The organism is Sphingobacterium psychroaquaticum (assembly GCF_900177625.1).
GTDB classification, from domain to species: Bacteria; Bacteroidota; Bacteroidia; order Sphingobacteriales; family Sphingobacteriaceae; genus Sphingobacterium; species Sphingobacterium psychroaquaticum.
Genome location: NZ_FXAU01000003.1, coordinates 511,688 through 529,422, shown reverse-complemented (window position 1 = coordinate 529,422; position 17,735 = coordinate 511,688). Strand labels below are relative to the sequence as shown.

16 protein-coding genes are annotated in these 17,735 nt (G+C 40.4%); 11 read left to right on the top strand and 5 right to left on the bottom strand.

The genetic code is table 11. The features are described from left to right. Window positions 1-161: 161 nt before the first annotated feature. On the bottom strand, window positions 162-770 hold the full coding sequence (locus tag B9Y69_RS10590) for a hypothetical protein (protein ID WP_085472906.1): 609 nt from the start codon (window positions 768-770) through the stop codon (window positions 162-164). A gap of 8 nt (window positions 771-778) precedes the next feature. Continuing rightward, the gene (gene panB / locus B9Y69_RS10585) at window positions 779-1,594 is read right to left on the bottom strand and encodes a 3-methyl-2-oxobutanoate hydroxymethyltransferase (protein ID WP_085472905.1); all 816 of its coding nucleotides are present in this window, start codon (window positions 1,592-1,594) and stop codon (window positions 779-781) included. A gap of 178 nt (window positions 1,595-1,772) precedes the next feature. Here panB and B9Y69_RS10580 point away from each other — a divergent pair, with 178 nt between their 5' ends. The 11 genes from B9Y69_RS10580 (at window position 1,773) to B9Y69_RS10530 (ending at window position 12,166) form a co-directional block, all read left to right on the top strand. Beyond that, window positions 1,773-2,579 carry a phosphatase PAP2 family protein gene (locus B9Y69_RS10580; protein WP_085472904.1) on the top strand — a complete coding sequence of 269 codons (807 nt, stop codon included), beginning with the start codon at window positions 1,773-1,775 and terminating at the stop codon, window positions 2,577-2,579. 53 nt (window positions 2,580-2,632) lie between these two features. Beyond that, window positions 2,633-3,307, top strand: a complete 675-nt coding sequence (locus B9Y69_RS10575) for a response regulator transcription factor (RefSeq protein ID WP_085473054.1) — start codon at window positions 2,633-2,635, stop codon at window positions 3,305-3,307. Then, window positions 3,304-4,611: a sensor histidine kinase gene (locus tag B9Y69_RS10570; protein ID WP_085472903.1), complete on the top strand. Its 1,308-nt coding sequence runs from the start codon at window positions 3,304-3,306 to the stop codon at window positions 4,609-4,611. Before B9Y69_RS10575 ends, B9Y69_RS10570 begins: the two co-directional genes overlap by 4 nt. 152 nt (window positions 4,612-4,763) lie before the next feature. Further along, complete coding sequence (locus B9Y69_RS10565; RefSeq protein ID WP_085472902.1) at window positions 4,764-5,507, top strand: RluA family pseudouridine synthase; 744 nt, start codon at window positions 4,764-4,766, stop codon at window positions 5,505-5,507. 10 nt (window positions 5,508-5,517) lie between these two features. Next, window positions 5,518-6,117 (top strand): TlpA family protein disulfide reductase, encoded by a 600-nt coding sequence (locus B9Y69_RS10560; protein WP_085472901.1) that lies wholly within the window; start codon window positions 5,518-5,520, stop codon window positions 6,115-6,117. A 4-nt stretch (window positions 6,118-6,121) separates the two neighbouring features. Further along, window positions 6,122-6,955: an orotidine-5'-phosphate decarboxylase gene (pyrF, locus tag B9Y69_RS10555; protein ID WP_085472900.1), complete on the top strand. Its 834-nt coding sequence runs from the start codon at window positions 6,122-6,124 to the stop codon at window positions 6,953-6,955. Window positions 6,956-7,157: 202 nt separating this feature from the next. After that, complete coding sequence (locus B9Y69_RS10550) at window positions 7,158-7,838, top strand: hypothetical protein (protein WP_234991200.1); 681 nt, start codon at window positions 7,158-7,160, stop codon at window positions 7,836-7,838. Between the two features lie 10 nt (window positions 7,839-7,848). Next, complete coding sequence (locus B9Y69_RS10545; protein ID WP_134432302.1) at window positions 7,849-8,442, top strand: LEA/WHy family protein; 594 nt, start codon at window positions 7,849-7,851, stop codon at window positions 8,440-8,442. Window positions 8,443-8,492: 50 nt separating this feature from the next. Then, complete coding sequence (locus tag B9Y69_RS10540; protein WP_144036547.1) at window positions 8,493-9,809, top strand: type IX secretion system plug protein; 1,317 nt, start codon at window positions 8,493-8,495, stop codon at window positions 9,807-9,809. A 13-nt stretch (window positions 9,810-9,822) separates the two neighbouring features. Next, window positions 9,823-11,250 carry an amino acid permease gene (locus tag B9Y69_RS10535; protein ID WP_085472897.1) on the top strand — a complete coding sequence of 476 codons (1,428 nt, stop codon included), beginning with the start codon at window positions 9,823-9,825 and terminating at the stop codon, window positions 11,248-11,250. A gap of 145 nt (window positions 11,251-11,395) precedes the next feature. Continuing rightward, a complete protein-coding gene (locus B9Y69_RS10530) occupies window positions 11,396-12,166 on the top strand; it encodes a methyltransferase domain-containing protein (RefSeq protein WP_085472896.1) in 771 nt (256 codons plus the stop codon). Window positions 12,167-12,185: 19 nt separating this feature from the next. Here B9Y69_RS10530 and B9Y69_RS10525 read toward each other — a convergent pair whose 3' ends face one another. From B9Y69_RS10525 to B9Y69_RS10515, 3 genes are all read right to left on the bottom strand, one after another. Beyond that, window positions 12,186-12,635: a hypothetical protein gene (locus B9Y69_RS10525; RefSeq protein WP_085472895.1), complete on the bottom strand. Its 450-nt coding sequence runs from the start codon at window positions 12,633-12,635 to the stop codon at window positions 12,186-12,188. Window positions 12,636-12,729: 94 nt separating this feature from the next. Then, window positions 12,730-14,334, bottom strand: a complete 1,605-nt coding sequence (locus B9Y69_RS10520; protein ID WP_085473052.1) for a SusD/RagB family nutrient-binding outer membrane lipoprotein — start codon at window positions 14,332-14,334, stop codon at window positions 12,730-12,732. Window positions 14,335-14,345: 11 nt separating this feature from the next. After that, the gene (locus tag B9Y69_RS10515) at window positions 14,346-17,684 is read right to left on the bottom strand and encodes a SusC/RagA family TonB-linked outer membrane protein (protein WP_234991199.1); all 3,339 of its coding nucleotides are present in this window, start codon (window positions 17,682-17,684) and stop codon (window positions 14,346-14,348) included. Window positions 17,685-17,735: the final 51 nt, after the last annotated feature.

Genomic DNA, 17,735 nt, shown 5'->3' with positions numbered 1-17,735 from the left:
CATTTTTGGAAAAGCTTGGTAGAACACGAGCTGAAAGCCTGCCTACCGCAGGCAGACTCGCACCAGCAATGACGACTTTCTCTCTTCGCTGGCGCGAGCCTGTGGCTCGTGCCCTACCCTATAAATAGTTCGTGTCCCACTCATCACTTCTTTACAAAGAACTACACAATTGGAAACAACTTCGTTTCGACCTGAATCTTATACGTAGCATTCAGCACTTCAAAAAAAGCTTTATTATTCGGATTCGGATTTAGTTCAATCAAGTAAGGAACCACCACCACATCCCGCTGCAACCTTAGCCTATAATAACCAAACAAGACACCTTTATTCTTTTGTACTGACTTCACTTCAGTGACTTCGATCACATCACGCAGTAAATTAAACCGGAGTGCATCTTCTTTTAGGCGATCTACTAATACGTCATTAGTTGTTGGGTCAAAGAAAACACGTTGATCTTTCGTTGCTTTAATGTGGTTCGTATAGACAAAGAACTGCCCCATCAGATACAAGGTTAAAGGCAAAGCAATCCATATAATCTTAATCTTAAGCCCCAGTAAAAGAACAACAAGAAAAAGAATTAGACCGATGCCCACTGTCGTCATTGTATTTTTAGTAACCTGACTGATAACCTGTGCATTTGTGTCGACGAGACGGTATCCATTCTTTGCAGTTGCCCTTACGACAGCCGTCGTTGGTCCGCCCATAAAAAAACGACGCGCAATAAAATACACCAAAATCCCGACTAGGATAATAATCCAAAGAAACTTCATACAAAGATTTAGTACTGTTCAGATTCGTTCGGGTAGCTTCCTGCTTTTACATCAGCGGCGTACTGCGTTGCAGCTTCCACCACACCGTCATACATCTGCATATACTGGCGTAAGAACTTCGGTTTAAAATCCTTGGTAAAGCCCAACATGTCGTTGACGACAAGAACCTGTCCATCACAACCATTTCCAGCACCTATACCTACCGTAGGAATATCCAACATATCACTTACTTCTTTCGCCAATGCGGCCGGAATTTTTTCCAATACAATGGCAAAACAACCAATTTCCTGTAACATCAAGGCGTCCGATTTCAATTTGTCCGCTTCCGCTTGATCTTGCGCACGCACACCAAAAGTTCCAAATTTATTGATTGATTGTGGTGTAAGGCCTAAATGTCCACAAACTGGAATACCAGCATCCACAATCTTCTTAATATTCTCTTTTATTTCTATTCCCCCTTCTAATTTCAACGCATGTACGCCTGATTCCTTCATCATACGTACCGCTGCCTTAAAAGCATCCTCCGCTGTCCCTTGATATTCGCCAAACGGTAAATCCGCCAATACTAAAGCGCGCTTCGCTCCGCGTGCAACCGCGCTCGCGTGATAAATCATATTATCCAACGTGATAGGTAATGTTGTCTCATAACCTGCAAAAACATTCGCTGCAGAATCTCCAATCAACAACACATCAATCCCCGCTTCATCCAATGCTCTAGCCATCGAATAATCGTAAGCTGTTAACATAGTAACTTTCTCACCTTGGGCTTTCATCGCCTGAATTGTACTCGTTGTAATGCGCTTTATAACTTTATTTACTGACATCGCTTCATATTTTTAGAATTAACAAACATAGATAAATTTGGTTGGCTCTGCAAAACAATAATGGCGATTCCATGCCAGGAGTTGAAGGATTTTCATTCTTCAGAATTTATTCAGAATTGCGTTTTACGTTTGTCTCAAATTACACAAGTCAACGTACCATTAAAATAGGATTAACACCATGAGGTCTGTTTCATTTTGGATGATTAGCACCATCCTTCTACATCTTCACGCCGTCAGTGCCCACACCATCCCCACTTCTGCATCTCCCATCCAGATCGATTCCTTACAGCCCAGTATCACGATCATGCCTAAACAAGACACCTTGTCTGACTTTCATTTTACGTGGCCACGCATTGTTGCACCGGCTGTTTTGGTTGGCTATGGAATTGCGGGACTAAAGATCCCCGGGCTAAAGAAGCTAAATACATCCACACAGGATGAGCTATTTGAACATCAAGTTTCTGGCACAAAGTGGGATAACTACACTCAATATATGCCAGCCGCCATGGTTTATGCATACAACCTGGCCGGAATCCCGGGGAAGCACAACTTTCGAGATCGCAGCCTTCTTTTCTTAGGCAGCCAAGCTATGGCAGCCGCCATCTCCATTCCTTTAAAGCTAATTGTTCAAGAACCTCGTCCTGACGGCAGCAATAACCTATCATGGCCATCCGGACATACAACAACGGCTTTTGCTTCCGCCCAATTTCTATTCGAAGAATACAAAGAAACCAATATTTGGTTGAGCTTATCCGGCTATCCTTTTGCCATTTTCACGGGCGCTTATCGCGTGGTAAACAACCGACACTGGGTCAGTGATGTCGTCGCTGGTGCTGGTTTTGGAATCGCTTCGACCGAACTCACCTATTGGTTATATCCGAAAGTTTCGCGTTTACTCCATCAAACAGAAAAATCAAATAAGTTATTATTCTACCCTGTAATCAGCGGTCATCAATATGGTTTAGGCTTTGTGAAAAAGCTTTAATAAATGGGGCCAAACAATAAATTACTTCAAAATTGATTTCGTACATTCGGATGATGAAGATCTTAATCGTAGAAGACGAGATTCACCTAGCGGACAGCATGGTACGTTACTTATCAAACGAAAGTTATCGTTGTGAAGTAGCCTACAATTATGCAGAAGCAATAGATAAAATCAGTTATCATACATACGATTGTATCTTGCTTGACATCATGCTACCTGATGGTTCAGGGATGCAACTCTTGCAGGAGTTAAAGAAAGAGCCCCGCGACGAAGGCATCATTATCATCTCGGCTAAAGATGCACTCGATGATCGTATCGAAGGCCTTCATATTGGAGCGGACGATTACCTCACCAAACCTTTTCACCTGCCAGAGCTAGCGGCACGTATATTCTCCATAATCCGTCGAAAGCAATTCCAAAACACCAATATTGTACATCAGGATGGTCTACACATAGATTTGCTTGCCAAAACGGTGCGCTATAACGATACGCCTATCACATTGACGAAAAAAGAATTTGACCTGCTATTATTTTTCTTCGGCAATAAACATAAAGTGATTTCCAAGAACACACTCGCCGAACACTTATCAGGAGATTTTGCCGATATGCTAGACAATTATGATTTTGTGTATGCCCATGTAAAAAACCTGAAGAAAAAACTAGCGGAGGCGGGAACGCCATCTTTCTTAAAAACAATCTACGGAAGTGGCTACAAGTGGGAAGCATGAAAAATCTATTGACAAAAACCCTTACCCCCTTCACCATCTATGCTTTCATTGTCTTGGCGGCCAGTATTCCTGTTTACTTCTTCCTGGTAGACTGGATCTGGATCAATGAGTTGGATGAAAACAACCAATTAATAGCGCAACGCGTAGAGATCGAATTCAATGAACAGAAAATAAACACCGAAAAGCTCAAAGAAAGCATCGATTTTTGGAATGAGATACAGCCCGGCACACATATCGACTATATTGAAAAGCCATTGGCCAAAGACAGTACGTACTCCATATATCGCCAAAATCCGTATTACGAAAAATTTGGAGGCGATAAAGTCAATCGCTTCCGTGGATACATCACGACCATACAAATCAATGATCAACATTTTGCACTAACCGTAGAAACCAATGTCGAAGAAACCGAAGAGACCGTTGGTTACATCGCGGTCGTGACCCTTCTATTCTTCATTGTCTTAGTGCTCGGTTTTTGGTTAATGAACAAACGGCTGTCCAAGCAAATCTGGAAGCCCTTCCACCGCACCTTAGATCGCTTGAAAGACTTTCAGCTCAACAACCAAAAACAACTCACGTTTGAAAAAACAGATATCAAGGAGTTTCACGAACTCCATGTCGCACTTGAAAAATTGATATCGCAAAGCCTAAGGACCTATCAATCGCAGAAAGAGTTTACCGAAAATGCATCCCATGAGTTACAAACTCCTTTAGCTATTCTTAAACAAAAGCTCGATCTCTTTTTGCAAGACAAGCAGCTTACCGAAGAACAGTATACCTTAGTCGAAGATATGCAATACTCCTTATCACGTGCTGCCCGACTTAATAAGAACTTACTCCTGTTAACAAAGATTGAGAACGAGCAATTTCAAACGAAGAAACCAATTGACCCAGGACCTATCGTAGAAGAGACAATCGATATGTTCCAGGATTTCATCGAAGGAAAAGTGCTACAGATTCAATTTGACATCCAGGGTATTCCTGCGATCAAAGGTGATAGCTACCTGTTCGAAATCCTTATACAGAATCTGTTAATAAATGCCATCCGACATGCCCAACCGTCCAGTACGATTGTTATCATTCTCAATGAAACAACCTTATCGGTTTCAAATGGCGGCACACAAGCGCTCGATGACAAACAACTGTTCAAGCGCTTTGCAAAGCAACATGACAATCGGCAAGGAGCCGGATTAGGCCTTGCTATTGCTTACGAAATATGTCAATATAACCACTGGCAGCTAAGCTATACCTATAGCCAAAAACGTCACCAATTTACCATTACCTTCTTTCCCCAAATAATTTAAGGCTAAATACCAGAATAGAGTTAACAAGGAAAAGTACATGTTTTTCTCAATGCAAAGGATTTCTGAAACACAAGTTGCACGGATTGGCTATACTTACAAGTTTTAAGAGCTTCGTAAACGATTACTTCCTCACTTTTTTGTATTTTTGTCGGATGCAAGAGAAAGAAACTCGCTTATTTAAATTTCCAAAATTTCAGGATCTCATCATTTTTGAAGATGATAATCTAATAGTTATCAATAAACCACCCTTCGTCGCATCCTTGGATGACCGCAATGGTGGAGAGGTCAATATTCTTCGTTTAGCCAAGAAATATCACCCAGACGCACAAGTTTGTCACCGATTGGATAAAGATACATCGGGTTTATTGCTGATTGCTAAAAATCCGGAAACCTACCGTTTGGTATCCATCGAGTTCGAACGTCGCCGTGTAAACAAGGTGTATCATGCGATTATTGGTGGCACACATACCTTTGATAACCTGCTCGTTGATCTACCTATCCTAAACCAAGGGAACAAGAATGTTTCGATCGACCGTGCTAATGGAAAACAGGCTGAGACCATCTTTAATTCCTTACAGTACTTCAAACATTACACGCTAGTGGAGTGTAAACCGATCACAGGACGCATGCACCAGATACGTATCCACCTGGCAACGCAGCATGCTGCGATCGTAGGCGACGAGATGTATCGTGGTAAGCCGGTCTATCTATCGCAAATCAAGAAGCGTGGCTTTACGCTATCCAAAGATGAAGAAGAACTTCCTATCATGAAACGTTTTGCGCTGCATGCTAAGGCTGTAAGCTTTAAAATCGAAGGTAAGAGTTACGATTTTGAAGCCCCATATCCTAAAGATTTTGCTACCTTGCTCAAACAATTAGAGAAGTACGACACCTAAAAAAAGCAGTATGGCCGATAAAAAGAAAGTATGGAAAATAGCCAGCAATGTATTGTTTGGCGTTTTAATTATTGCTCTCGTTGTTCCCACCAGTCGGATGTGGATCCAACAAGGTTTAATGAAAATAGGTTTGTTTAAACCGAATTTAGAAACACCTAAAGCAGAAGCTACATCAACGGAGAACAAGCCCGCCAGTAACCAACCGGAGGTTTCTTTTACGGACGATAACGATAAAATCACCCATATCTCCGATTTAAAAGGAAAAGTTGTGTTTTTGAACTTTTGGGCAACCTGGTGTCCGCCGTGTAAAGCAGAGATGCCTTCTATCCAGCAGTTAAAAGAAAAATTTGCGGGTAACGATCAGGTTGTATTTATGCTGGTCGAAATTGAGCAGAATAAAGAAGGTGCACATGCTTTTCTAAAGGAAGGAAAACTTGACCTACCGATTTACTATCCGGCAACCGAAATACCGGCAAATTGGCTTGGTCAATCTATTCCAACCACCGTTATCCTGGATAAAGCAGGCAATATCGCGGCACACCACGAAGGGATGGCCGACTATTCGCGCAAAGAAGTATATAATTTTATTACCGAACTGATTAATAAGTAGAAGAATGACCAGAAGTGAATTAGTTGCGCAAATAAAAGCGAAGAAGAGCTTTTTATGTGTCGGCTTAGATACGGATATTACCAAAATTCCGGAACACCTTTTAGCGGAAGAAGATCCGATCTATACGTTCAACAAAGCCATCATCGATGCAACCGAAGATTTATGTGTTGCGTACAAGCCTAATATAGCTTTCTATGAGAGCTACGGCATTAAAGGGTGGCAATCACTTCAAAAGACATGGGAAGCATTACCAAAAGACTGCTTTAGCATTGCTGATGCTAAGCGTGGCGATATTGGAAATACATCTAAGATGTATGCGACAGCTTTTTTTGATGAAAAAGTATCTGGTTTAGGTTTTGATTCGATCACCATTGCTCCATATATGGGGAACGACTCCGTAACGCCTTTTCTTGAATTTGAGAACAAGTGGGCGATTGTCTTGGCCCTAACTTCAAATCAAGGAAGCAAAGACTTCCAGAACTTTGAAAATAAGGAGAATACGCAACTCTTCGAGTATGTTATCGATAAGGTAAATACGTGGGGGAGTCCAGAAAATATCATGTATGTTGTAGGCGCTACCCGCGGAGAAGCATTCTTAAAGATACGTGAACATGCCCCAGAGCACTTCCTTTTGGTACCTGGAGTTGGCGCACAAGGTGGCTCTCTACAAGACGTCTGTCAATATGGAATGAATAAAGACTGTGGTCTATTAGTGAATAGTACACGTGGAATTATTTATGCCTCCAAGGGAAAAGACTTTGCAGAAAAAGCACGAGAGGAAGCCCAAAAGCTTCAACAGGAGATGGAGCAGGAGTTGATTAAAGCCGGAATCATTTAACAATACATTAAAGCAAAACAACAACAGGTTAAAACAAGTTGTTAAACTATGCTAAAAGTGGCTCTATAGCTTTTAAAACGAAATGTTGGCACAATAATTAACATTGGACTGTAATTATTGATTCGATATGCATTTAAAATACTTCTACCCCTTAGCCTGTTTAGCCGTACTTGCTTGCTTTAGTAGCTGTAGTTCGATCTATATGCCCAACGTTCCCGCCACGCCTATGTTTAAAGAGCGTGGAGAGGTTTACGTCGCGGCACATAGTAATATAAAAGGTAATATAAGTGGAAATGCAGGTGTTGCATTTGCAAAAAACCTCGCTTTCATTGCTAATGGTTCTTTTATCGAAAATGGCAACAGTATACACAGCAATGATTTGTTTAAACAACAGCTAGTAGAAGGCGGAATTGGCTATTTTACCAAGGTCGGTAAAAACAAAAGACAGGTATTGGAAGTTTATGCAGGATATGGGATTGGTAAATCGCACGATGAAGATCGAAGGGCAAGCATGACGGGGATGGAACCCGTCGACGTACGCAAAATGGATTTCGACAAAATCTTCTTGCAGGTAAACTATTCCTCGACAAAGAAAGATAAGTTAAATCTTTTTGGAAAGAAAAGAGCATTGAGCTATGGCACAGCCATCCGTGTAAGTCGGATAGCTATGACCGATTTTACAATTAATGATATAACGGCAACAAAAGAGGAAGCTTTGTTTATTGAACCATTGTTTTTTACACGAATGGAGCTTAACAAAAGCTTTCAACTCCAGTACACCAACGGATTTAATATCAATGTAATGAGCAATGAATACCTGAAAGCAGGTAATGCTGTTTTTACACTTGGCGTCCTATATGGTTTTGGCGGAAAAAAGAAATAATCACATAACAATGAAATTAAAATTAATCGTGTTATCAGTTACTGCTTTGATAATCAGCAGCTGTTCAATCAACAAAGATCAAGTAGCAAACTTAGCGAAGTGCGACTACGACGTAGAATCCGTTCAGAATGTCCGTTTAGCAGGGAAAGGCATGGAGTCCTTCATGAACGGAGGAAGTGTTAACCTATCCTCGTTACCAGCTGTAGCAATGGCTATGCTAACAAAAGATCTACCATTGGAGGCACGTGTTAACATGAAAGTGTCAAACCCCAATAGTGCAAAAACAGTAATCAACTCCTTTAAGTATCTAATAGAGATCCAAGGAAAGCCTCTTTTTGAAGGTACCGTAGATGAAAACATCAATTTAGCACAAGGACAGAGTACTATCGTTCCGTTAACATTCAAAGCCAACATTTTTGATACCGCCAAAGAAAATGGCATCGACAATGTGCTGAATGAGATTTTCACGAGAAAGGGTGAAGGTTTTCTCGTTTTAAAGATCAAGCCTTCCTTTAAGTTGGCTGGCAAAAACATTTATTACCCAGGATACATTACCGTGGATAAAAACCTAGCAAAAAGTATCGGAAAGCTAATAGCAAAATAGAAATATCATAAAAACCGCTGCTTTATCAGCGGTTTTTTTATTTTTACAATATGAAGATACATCAGGTGCTAAAACAGGCCTTTCTTTTCTTTCTTGTATGCAGCACGACAGCCGTTCTAGCTCAAAAAAAGAAAAAGGAAAAGAAGGAATTCGAACGGTCTCCCCGACAGGAGCTCGTGTATAGCAACAAGGCGTACCTACCTTCTATTAAGACGGTACAGTTCTACCCAACAGGCAAGGAGAATAAACTTCCCATCTATGTTTTGGGCAGCAACGATTTACTATTGTTATCCTTCGACGATTTACGTGCCGACATACGAAACTTTTATTTCAGCATTGAACATTGCAATCAGGACTGGACACCAAGTCGTGCCTCCGTGCTTGATTACGTAGATGGATTTAACGAGGACCGACTAGAACAATTCACCGCATCGAAAGGAACTTTGCAACCCTATACAAATTATTCACTCTCCTTCCCGTCGCAGTATCTTAAGCCGAAATTAGCAGGAAACTACCTTCTTAAGGTGTATGAAGATGCAGATAAGGAGCGATTGATTTTAACACGTCGCTTCTATGTGTTAAATAATCTGGTTAATATAAGCAGCAATATACAATCGCCCCTACAGGTCGCCAATAGATTAAAAAACCAGAAACTTAATGTTACACTTAAAACAGGTTTGACTATAAATAACCCGCAGCGAGACTTAACACTATTGGTCAAACAAAACCAGCGGGATGACTATCAAATGGTGCTTCAGACGCCTAGTTTCTTCTCTGGAAATGAAATCAAATATAGCAACGCAGAAACATTAGATTTCAAGGGAAACAACGAATTTCGTTTCGTGGACCTACGGAGTTTCCGTTTAGCTGCTGAAGGCGTTCAAAAAATAAAAATAGACTCTCTGGCTGAAGTAAAAGTCTTAACCGATGAAGATAAATATGACCAAACCTATGCCGCGACATTTGATGAAAATGGTCGTTTCTTCATCCGTAACCGGGATTTAGAGGATCAGAATACAGAAGGTGATTATGCACACGTGACCTTTTCGTTAAAAAACAAAAGAGACTTCAAAGGAAAGGTCTATATTGTAGGTGGATTCAATGATTACCAACGTTCCGTAGAAAACCAATTAACATATAATGTGGAGGATAAGCTATGGCAGATTACATTGAAGCTCAAGCAAGGGCTCTATGATTACGAGTATGTGTTAGAAGATGAATCCGGCAAAATACAGACCGATTTCTTTTCGGGCACACACTTTCAAACCGGCAATGATTATCAGCTTATGATCTATACCCGCCGTCTTGGAACCTATTGGGATGAGCTCGTTGGCTTTGCCGAAAACAGTATAAATAACAGACAATAATCTAAATTAAAAATTGGAAAATTCTTCAGAAAACACAAAACTTAAGCGTGGCTTAAGCAATAGACATATTCAATTAATTGCCCTTGGTGGCGCGATAGGAACCGGTTTATTTTTGGGAGTCGGACAGGCAGCTGTTTTAGCAGGCCCTTCTGTAATATTAGGCTATGCCATCGCGGGAATCGTTGCTTTCTTTATTATGCGACAATTGGGTGAGATGGTGGTGCAAGAACCTGTCTCGGGAAGTTTCAGCTTCTTTGCTAATAAATACTGGGGATCCTTTGCAGGGTACGCTTCAGGTTGGAATTACTGGGTACTTTATCTCCTTGTGAGTATGGCGGAGCTTACTGCTATTGGTTATTATGTTCAATTCTGGTGGCCTGAAATACCATTGTGGGTTTCCAGTCTTTTCTTCTTTATTGTTATCAATGTGGTAAATCTTGCTTCCGTTAAAGTTTATGGAGAAACGGAGTTTTGGTTTTCCATCATCAAAGTAGTTGCCATTATTGCCATGATTATCTTCGGGACTTACCTTTTGATAACAGGAAAAGGAGGCGAACAAGCAACTATCTCTAATTTAGTAAATGATGGAGGTTTCTTCCCGAAAGGGTGGCTTTCTATGGGTGATGGCGGAAGTTATCAAGGACTACTGGCGGCATTAGTTATGATTATGTTTTCTTTCGGTGGCTTGGAGCTTGTGGGCATTACGGCGGCTGAGGCTGAAAACCCAGAAAAGAATATTCCAAAAGCAACGAATCAGGTATTATGGAGAATCCTGATTTTCTATATTGGCTCTTTGGTCATTTTGTTTTCCTTGATGCCTTGGCGTCAGATAACTCCAGATACAAGTCCTTTTGTCGAAGTTTTCGCCAGCTTAAAGGGTATGCAATTTGAGTTGTTCGGCAATACTTATTATTTCACAAATATTATTGCTAATGTCCTCAATTTAATCGTTCTTACAGCAGCTTTGTCCGTATACAATAGTTCGGTGTATAGTAATTCCCGTATGTTGTTCGGTTTGGCTGAACAAGGTAATGCACCGAAGTTTTTAAAGCGTTTAAACAAAAATCATTCCCCCGTTAATGCGATACTGGTATCAGCAGCGTTGGTTGCCGTTTGTATCCTAATCAATAAAATAATGCCTGAAAAGGCACTGGGCGTACTAATGAGCCTTGTTGTATCTTCCTTGGTCATCAATTGGATCATGATATGTTTAACACATATATTTTTCAAAAGAAGTATCATTGCGCGTGGAGAAAAGCCGAAGTTCCCTACCCTATTCTACCCGATAAGTAACTATCTGAGTTTACTTTTTTTGGTGGGTGTATTGGTTATGATGTGGTTTACCGGTCTTCAAATATCGGTTGAATTGATCCCTATCTGGCTTGTTATTCTTTACATCACGTATCTTATCGTTAATAGAAGAAAGAAAGCAAAAGCCTAACGCAGATATATTTAACCTGCAGTAATATACCATGGTTAGCAGATCAATAAGATTAATCTGACCAATAGCTTTCAAGGAAAATTTTACCAGGCTTGTGCAAAACAAGGATAAGTTGTATTTTGTATTTCTATATAAAATACAACTTATGGCTTGGAATCCTGAAATTTACAATCAATTTAAAGATATACGCTATAAACCGTTCTATGACCTCGCTTCACTTCTAAAAGAAGATACAAAAGGTACGGCCATCGATATCGGTTGCGGTACAGGTGAGCAAACGGCTATCTTAGCAAACCGTTTTCCCAACCTCTCTTTTATAGGGGTTGACTCCTCTCCCGAAATGCTCCAGAAGTCTTCCGGATACGTCGGTGATCGGGTTCTTTTTAAAGAGGCAACCATAGAAGAAACAGCACACAGTCAGCAACAATGGGATTTAATATTTAGCAATGCGGCATTGCAATGGGCTGATAAGCATGAAGAATTGTTCCCGGCTCTCCTTGACCGCATAAAACCGGGCGGTCAATTTGCCGTGCAGATGCCTTTACAGAATGAAAATATGTTAAACATCCTGCTGCGAGAATTAGCGGATGAGGCTCCTTACAAATCGTGGCTTTCTGGCTGGAATAGGCAATCCTCCGTCCTAACACTCGATGCATATGCACAAATGTTATTTGATGGTAACATGGTTGATATACAGTTGTCGCAAAAGGTGTATCCTATTATTGCCAATAGTCATCAGGAGTTATTTAATTTCATCAGCGGGTCGGCTCTTATCCCCTATCTGGAACGACTAACAGAACAACAAAAGCCGCTCTTTACAGCAGCTTTTATGCAAAAAATAAAAGAGGCATATCCGCAGCTTCCTGCGTTCTATGCCTTTAAACGGATTCTCATCTACGCGCAAAAAAACGTGTAATCATACATTGAAAAGTACATTACCTTAATTTAATGTACTTTTCAGTTATATGTTGTTTAACACCCAACTCTGGTATTTCCTCTACACCGTGCTGTACCAGTGTATCACCTTTAATCTCCAAAGTAAACTCGAACTGCTTACCCTCCCATGGTCGGTAGCTACAGAAATCCAATAACTCCGTATACTTATCTCCATCTCGAAAATAACGACCAGCTCCACTAACAAATAAAGCGGTACTGTCCACACCTTTCGACCGATCGTGATTCGTAAACGAGAAATGGCTTTCATTGAACATCTTGATCATCTCCGTCTTTGTGGTATCAACCTTATTAAAGAGAGTATCCTTTCCTTTGATGGTCGTACTTTCTAAAAGACGATAGCTACCCGTTAGCGTGTTCTGGTTAACAGCGGGTTCGCTTGGTTGACAAGCAACACATGAAACTACGGCAAGAGTAAATAGAATTCGCATGCGATTTATTTTAGGTTAATAATAGCAAAGATATAAAAACTGGCCCAGCAGAAATAAAACCCGCTGAGCCAATAAATTATTATATGGGTAATATTTATTTATCCCACCATACACGTCCTGTCAGCTTATCGCCGCCAGGAACAGCTGCCGCTGCCTCTTTGTAATGGACGCCATTTTCCGACACCTCAGAAACTGGATACGGGAAACGACGCGGAATTGTTCCCCCTGTAGCATTTCCAGGATAATTAATCATTACTAACTCCGGATAACCTGTCCGTTTCCAATTAGACCATGTTTCAATAAAATCTAATTGACTTACGGTATGCCCCCAATACTGTGTATTTATTTGTTTTAAAGCCTCAGCAGGCTTAAACGGATTTGCTGCAAGACAAGCATCTGCCGTCGCGTCAGATATTGCGATTTTTTCCGAGTACTGACCCACATTTGTTATGGCAGCCTTTACACCGTTCTTATAATGATCCTCCGCACTACCTCCTATTCCCCAACGGACTGCTGCCTCTGCCAATAAAAGCTCCGTAGCACCATATGTCAAAATAAATGTTGGGGCCTCCCTAGCAATCATAACAGGATGAGGAGATGAATAATCGCTAAAAGTCGTCCAATTTGGATCGCTTTTAACGTTAAATATCGGATTTGAACCTAAGTCCTTCCCATTCGGCATTCCCTTCTGAACAGCAGGATCCATACTAAAGTTTGGATTTTGACCGGCTTCATCTTTATCACTTTCTTTTAAATATAGGTTAGTTACCGTAATTTTCCCTAGTCGTGGATCCTTATGTGCCTTTAGAAAATCAATAAATGTTTTAGACCATTTTGTGTAATATGCCTCTGACCCTCCATCACCTAACAGGACCTGACTATTTCGATTTTGTGTAACCCGAGCTCCTGCGCGTGAATGCTTCACTAGTGCATTATCACTGTTCGAAGTAAAAGTTTTTCCCACCGCTTTCGCCGCATATTCTTTAGCTTTTGCCTCATCAACTTTAACTAAGCGCATAGCTAAACGTAACATAAAGGAATTTGCAAAACGTTTCCATTTGTTCAAATCTCCTCCATAAATGATATCCCCTTTTACAAAATCACCACCATCTTTAAAAGATTGAGATGCTTCATCCAACTCCTTCAGCATATCGTTATAGATATCTTGCTGCTTGTCATATTTCGGAGTATAGATTTTTTTATAGTACCCCAATCCTGCCTCCGAATAAGGGACATCACCATAAATATCAGATAGGCGAGAGAAAATAACTGCTTTCCATATTCGTGCCACATTATATAGATTGGAAGCTTCTGGTTTATCTTTAGTAAATTCAATCACATCAACGATAAAACGTACTTGTTCAATATACGCTCCCACCGCTGAAGTTCCCCAATATGCTGCTGTATACCCCTCATTCAACATATATTTATCACCGGCCCAATAACTAACAACCGTTGACATTCCTTGAATCATCCCTGAGGAATAAATAAGATTAGCGCGCCATGTATCATAAGCAAAATCTATACTACCGGTATAGTTTAATTGAGCACTACTTAACGTATAGTTGGCATCAAAATTTGTAGAGCCATAGGTCGCTGGGTTTGTATTGATATCAACAAAATCTTTCGTACAGCCTGTTATACTAAGTAATGCTACTGCACATAAAGATGGAATAAAGAATCTTTTAATATTTTTCATGGTTACAATCATTAGAATTTAACACTTAGGTTAGCACCAAAAGTCCGCACAGCAGGAACACCACCTAACTCCAATCCAGGAAATGTGGCGTTGTAGCTTGATTCTGGATCGACATTGTTGGTTTTTCTTTTTAACACAAGGAGATTTCTTGCAACCAAACTTACGCCTAGCGACTTCACTCTATTGTTAAACATGTTTGCAGGGAATTTATATCCTAAAATAACTTGTCTAAGTTTGATAAAGTCTGTACTATTTACAAAGCGTTTAGATACATTGTCTGCTACTGCACGATAATAAGTTGGAGCTAATGTCCCTAACTCTTCTCTTTTTTCAAGGGTTTCCTTATGTAAACCATTAATGAAACCATAATAATCAGTTGCAGAAAACATTTTCCCACCCCATTTGCCATCAATTAAAAATGATAAATTGAAGTTTTTATACATAAACTCATTATTCCAACCGGCAAACCATTTATTTATTGAAGAGCCATATGGCATTAATTCTCCACGTTCCGGGGTGCCGTCTGACTTATAAACAATTTCCCCATTAGCATCATACTTATAGTCAAAAGCCATCACCTGGTTAACAGGCATTCCTTTCACCATCATTAATGACCCAAACTCAGCTCTAGAGGTTGCAATAAGCTGTCTGTCCATGCCTTCGGCCAAAGACAAAACTTTATTATCATTGTAACTACCGTTCACTGACGAAATCCAACGAAAATTATCTTTCTTTATAATCGTCGCCGACAAGAGCATCTCTACCCCTTTGTTTTGAATTTCGCCAGCATTAAGTACTGCTGCTTCATACCCACTAGATGATGGCGTGGTTATAAAACTAATTTCATCTTTTGACTTTTTGTTGTACCACGTAACATCTAAACTTAATCGGTCATTAAGCAATCTCAATTCCGTACCAAATTCCAACTCTGAAGCAGACGATGCCTTCAAAGAGGTATTCGGAATACGCTTATTATCAATAATTCCCAACTGTTTACCATCTAGATTTTCACTTCTGAAATTATACATTAAAACTGTTTGATAGGGATCTGTTGCTTGTCCTACTTTTGCATATCCTGCACGGAGTTTACCAAAATTTAACCAAGATGGTTTCACATATTCAGAAAACACAAAGGAGCCGCTTACCGATGGATATACAACATTGAGTTTATTGTCAACTCCAGGTGTTGCTAACGTCGAAAACCAATCCGAACGTACACTTCCGGTCAAATAGAATATATCCTTATAAGCAAACTCTAATGTTCCATAAGTAGATTGAGTTTCCTCTTCTCTGTGGCCAATATCCACAGACTTATTCTCTGCATTTAAGAGATTATAAACACCAAAAACAGCAAAATCAACACCATTATTCGTTGTTACCGAACTCGTGGTGTGACGATAGCTAGCACCTAGATTTGGCGTGATGGAGTAGTCCCCTGCATTGAAGGTTTTACCTAGAAGAACATCCACATTGATATCTTCAAAGGTTGTTTGTTGCTCGGAAATTTTTCCTTTTTCATAATAGCCAGTTCCTGAAGGCACGACATGTTTGTATTGATCCGAATAACCATCACGACCAGCGCGTCCCTGGAAGAAAAGTCCATTTTCTAATGTATAACGCGCAGTGATTGACGAAATGTTACGATCACGTTTTGTATTATTTTGGAACTCATACGCCGCAAACCACGGGTTTGTATTATAGGTATTTCCTGTATTATACTTATTTTCGAAACCTTTTTCATCCTTCCAAGGTTTCAAATCATTTACATTAATACTGGTTGGAAGAAACATAACATTATAGTTTGCATTTCCTGCCCCATCCGATACCATAGGACGATTTTTCACACCTTCTAAAATCTGATTAATACGTGCATCAATAGTGAAGCGTTTAAATGGTTCAAAAGTTCCCACCAAAGAAAAAGACTGACGATCTAGACCTGAATTCGGCACGACAGACCTATTACTTACATCACTAGCTGATAAACGAATAGTTCCCCCCTCGAAAGATTTATTCAAAGCAATAGTATTTGTCCAAGTACTACCAGTACGATAAAAACGACCTAGGTTTCCTTTCTGATAAGAGTAAGGACGCATAGTACCATCAAACTGAACAACGTCGGAACCATCCAACTTGCCCCCCCAGCTTGACGCTCCCACTAAAGCCGCCGCCGCCGCACTAGTTGGTTTTTGTCCTTGAGTTCCTTGTCCATATGTCGTTTGCCAGTCGGTTTGGTCGATAATACGCTCACCCACAAAATTACTACTGAAATCAATCGAACTTCCTTTTCCAGTTTTTGTAGTAATAAGGATTACCCCCGCCTTCGCACGATAGCCATATAAAGCGGAAGCTGCAGCACCTTTTAGTACCGAAATACTCTCGATATCATCGGGATTTAGGTTGCCGATAGCATCCCCCAAATCAGGAGCGTTATCCCACTGGCTTCCTTTATTCCCTCTCGAATTAAGATTTCCAATACCGACAGGTCTACTTTCCATAGGTACACCATTAATAACATACAAAGGTTGATTTGTTTGATTCAAACTGGAAACGCCACGAATCGTAACATTAGATGCAGACCCAGCTCCACCAGCAGTACTAGAAATATCGAGTCCTGCAACCTTACCCACCAAGGAATTAATCACGTTATTCTCTCGCGCTTGCGTCAAAGATTCTCCTTGAACCTGAGTCACCGAATACCCTAATGAACGCTTTTCTTTGGCAACCCCCAACGCTGTCACAACAACCTCATTCAACATACGAAGATCTTGATGCAACACAATTTTCATTTCAGCAGAGCCTGCTGCAACCTCTTGTGTGCCATAGCCAGCAAAAGAGATTACCAAGGTGTTTGCCGAAGTGGCGTCAATACTAAACCGTCCGTTTAAATCGGTCGCGCGCGCAATTTGCGATCCCTTTACACGCACTGTAGCCCCCGCTAAACCGTTACCCTTCTCGTCGACGACAACACCACGCACCTGAGCCTGCTGTTTTTCAGTAACAACAACAAGTCCTTCCTCTGATACCGAATATTGAAGTCCAGTTTTATTAAACAGACGAGGCAAAAGGTCTACGACTTTCGCATTTTCGACATTTAAAGACAATTCCTTGTTCAAATTAGCGTTGGTTGCGCTATAGACAAAGTAATAATCACTTTTCTCTTCAATTAATTTAAGAATCCTACTCAACTTCGTCTTTTGGACATCCAAAGACACTTTTTGCTGAGAGTACGCATTTGCCATCGTATTGACAACAGCAAAGACAGTAATAATTAAGGTTAGTTTCATCCGGATAATGAATCTATAGTGCACACGATAATACGAATGCACTTGCATTAAGCCATTTTTAATCATATTTTAGTGGTTGGTTAAAGTTTATAACTTGGCAGCTTACTACTTGCAAGA

Excerpts from the sequence above, each read along its gene's own strand:
- B9Y69_RS10565 (WP_085472902.1), top strand. The coding sequence starts at position 4,764 with ATGCAAGAGAAAGAAACTCGCTTATTTAAATTTCCAAAATTTCAGGAT.
- B9Y69_RS10550 (WP_234991200.1), top strand. The coding sequence starts at position 7,158 with ATGCCCAACGTTCCCGCCACGCCTATGTTTAAAGAGCGTGGAGAGGTT.
- B9Y69_RS10540 (WP_144036547.1), top strand. The coding sequence starts at position 8,493 with ATGAAGATACATCAGGTGCTAAAACAGGCCTTTCTTTTCTTTCTTGTA.
- B9Y69_RS10530 (WP_085472896.1), top strand. The coding sequence starts at position 11,396 with ATGGCTTGGAATCCTGAAATTTACAATCAATTTAAAGATATACGCTAT.
- B9Y69_RS10580 (WP_085472904.1), top strand. The coding sequence starts at position 1,773 with ATGAGGTCTGTTTCATTTTGGATGATTAGCACCATCCTTCTACATCTT.
- B9Y69_RS10590 (WP_085472906.1), bottom strand. The coding sequence starts at position 770 with ATGAAGTTTCTTTGGATTATTATCCTAGTCGGGATTTTGGTGTATTTT.
- B9Y69_RS10520 (WP_085473052.1), bottom strand. The coding sequence starts at position 14,334 with ATGAAAAATATTAAAAGATTCTTTATTCCATCTTTATGTGCAGTAGCA.
- B9Y69_RS10570 (WP_085472903.1), top strand. The coding sequence starts at position 3,304 with ATGAAAAATCTATTGACAAAAACCCTTACCCCCTTCACCATCTATGCT.
- B9Y69_RS10515 (WP_234991199.1), bottom strand. The coding sequence starts at position 17,684 with ATGATTAAAAATGGCTTAATGCAAGTGCATTCGTATTATCGTGTGCAC.
- B9Y69_RS10545 (WP_134432302.1), top strand. The coding sequence starts at position 7,849 with ATGAAATTAAAATTAATCGTGTTATCAGTTACTGCTTTGATAATCAGC.
- B9Y69_RS10575 (WP_085473054.1), top strand. The coding sequence starts at position 2,633 with ATGAAGATCTTAATCGTAGAAGACGAGATTCACCTAGCGGACAGCATG.
- B9Y69_RS10560 (WP_085472901.1), top strand. The coding sequence starts at position 5,518 with ATGGCCGATAAAAAGAAAGTATGGAAAATAGCCAGCAATGTATTGTTT.
- B9Y69_RS10525 (WP_085472895.1), bottom strand. The coding sequence starts at position 12,635 with ATGCGAATTCTATTTACTCTTGCCGTAGTTTCATGTGTTGCTTGTCAA.
- pyrF (WP_085472900.1), top strand. The coding sequence starts at position 6,122 with ATGACCAGAAGTGAATTAGTTGCGCAAATAAAAGCGAAGAAGAGCTTT.
- panB (WP_085472905.1), bottom strand. The coding sequence starts at position 1,594 with ATGTCAGTAAATAAAGTTATAAAGCGCATTACAACGAGTACAATTCAG.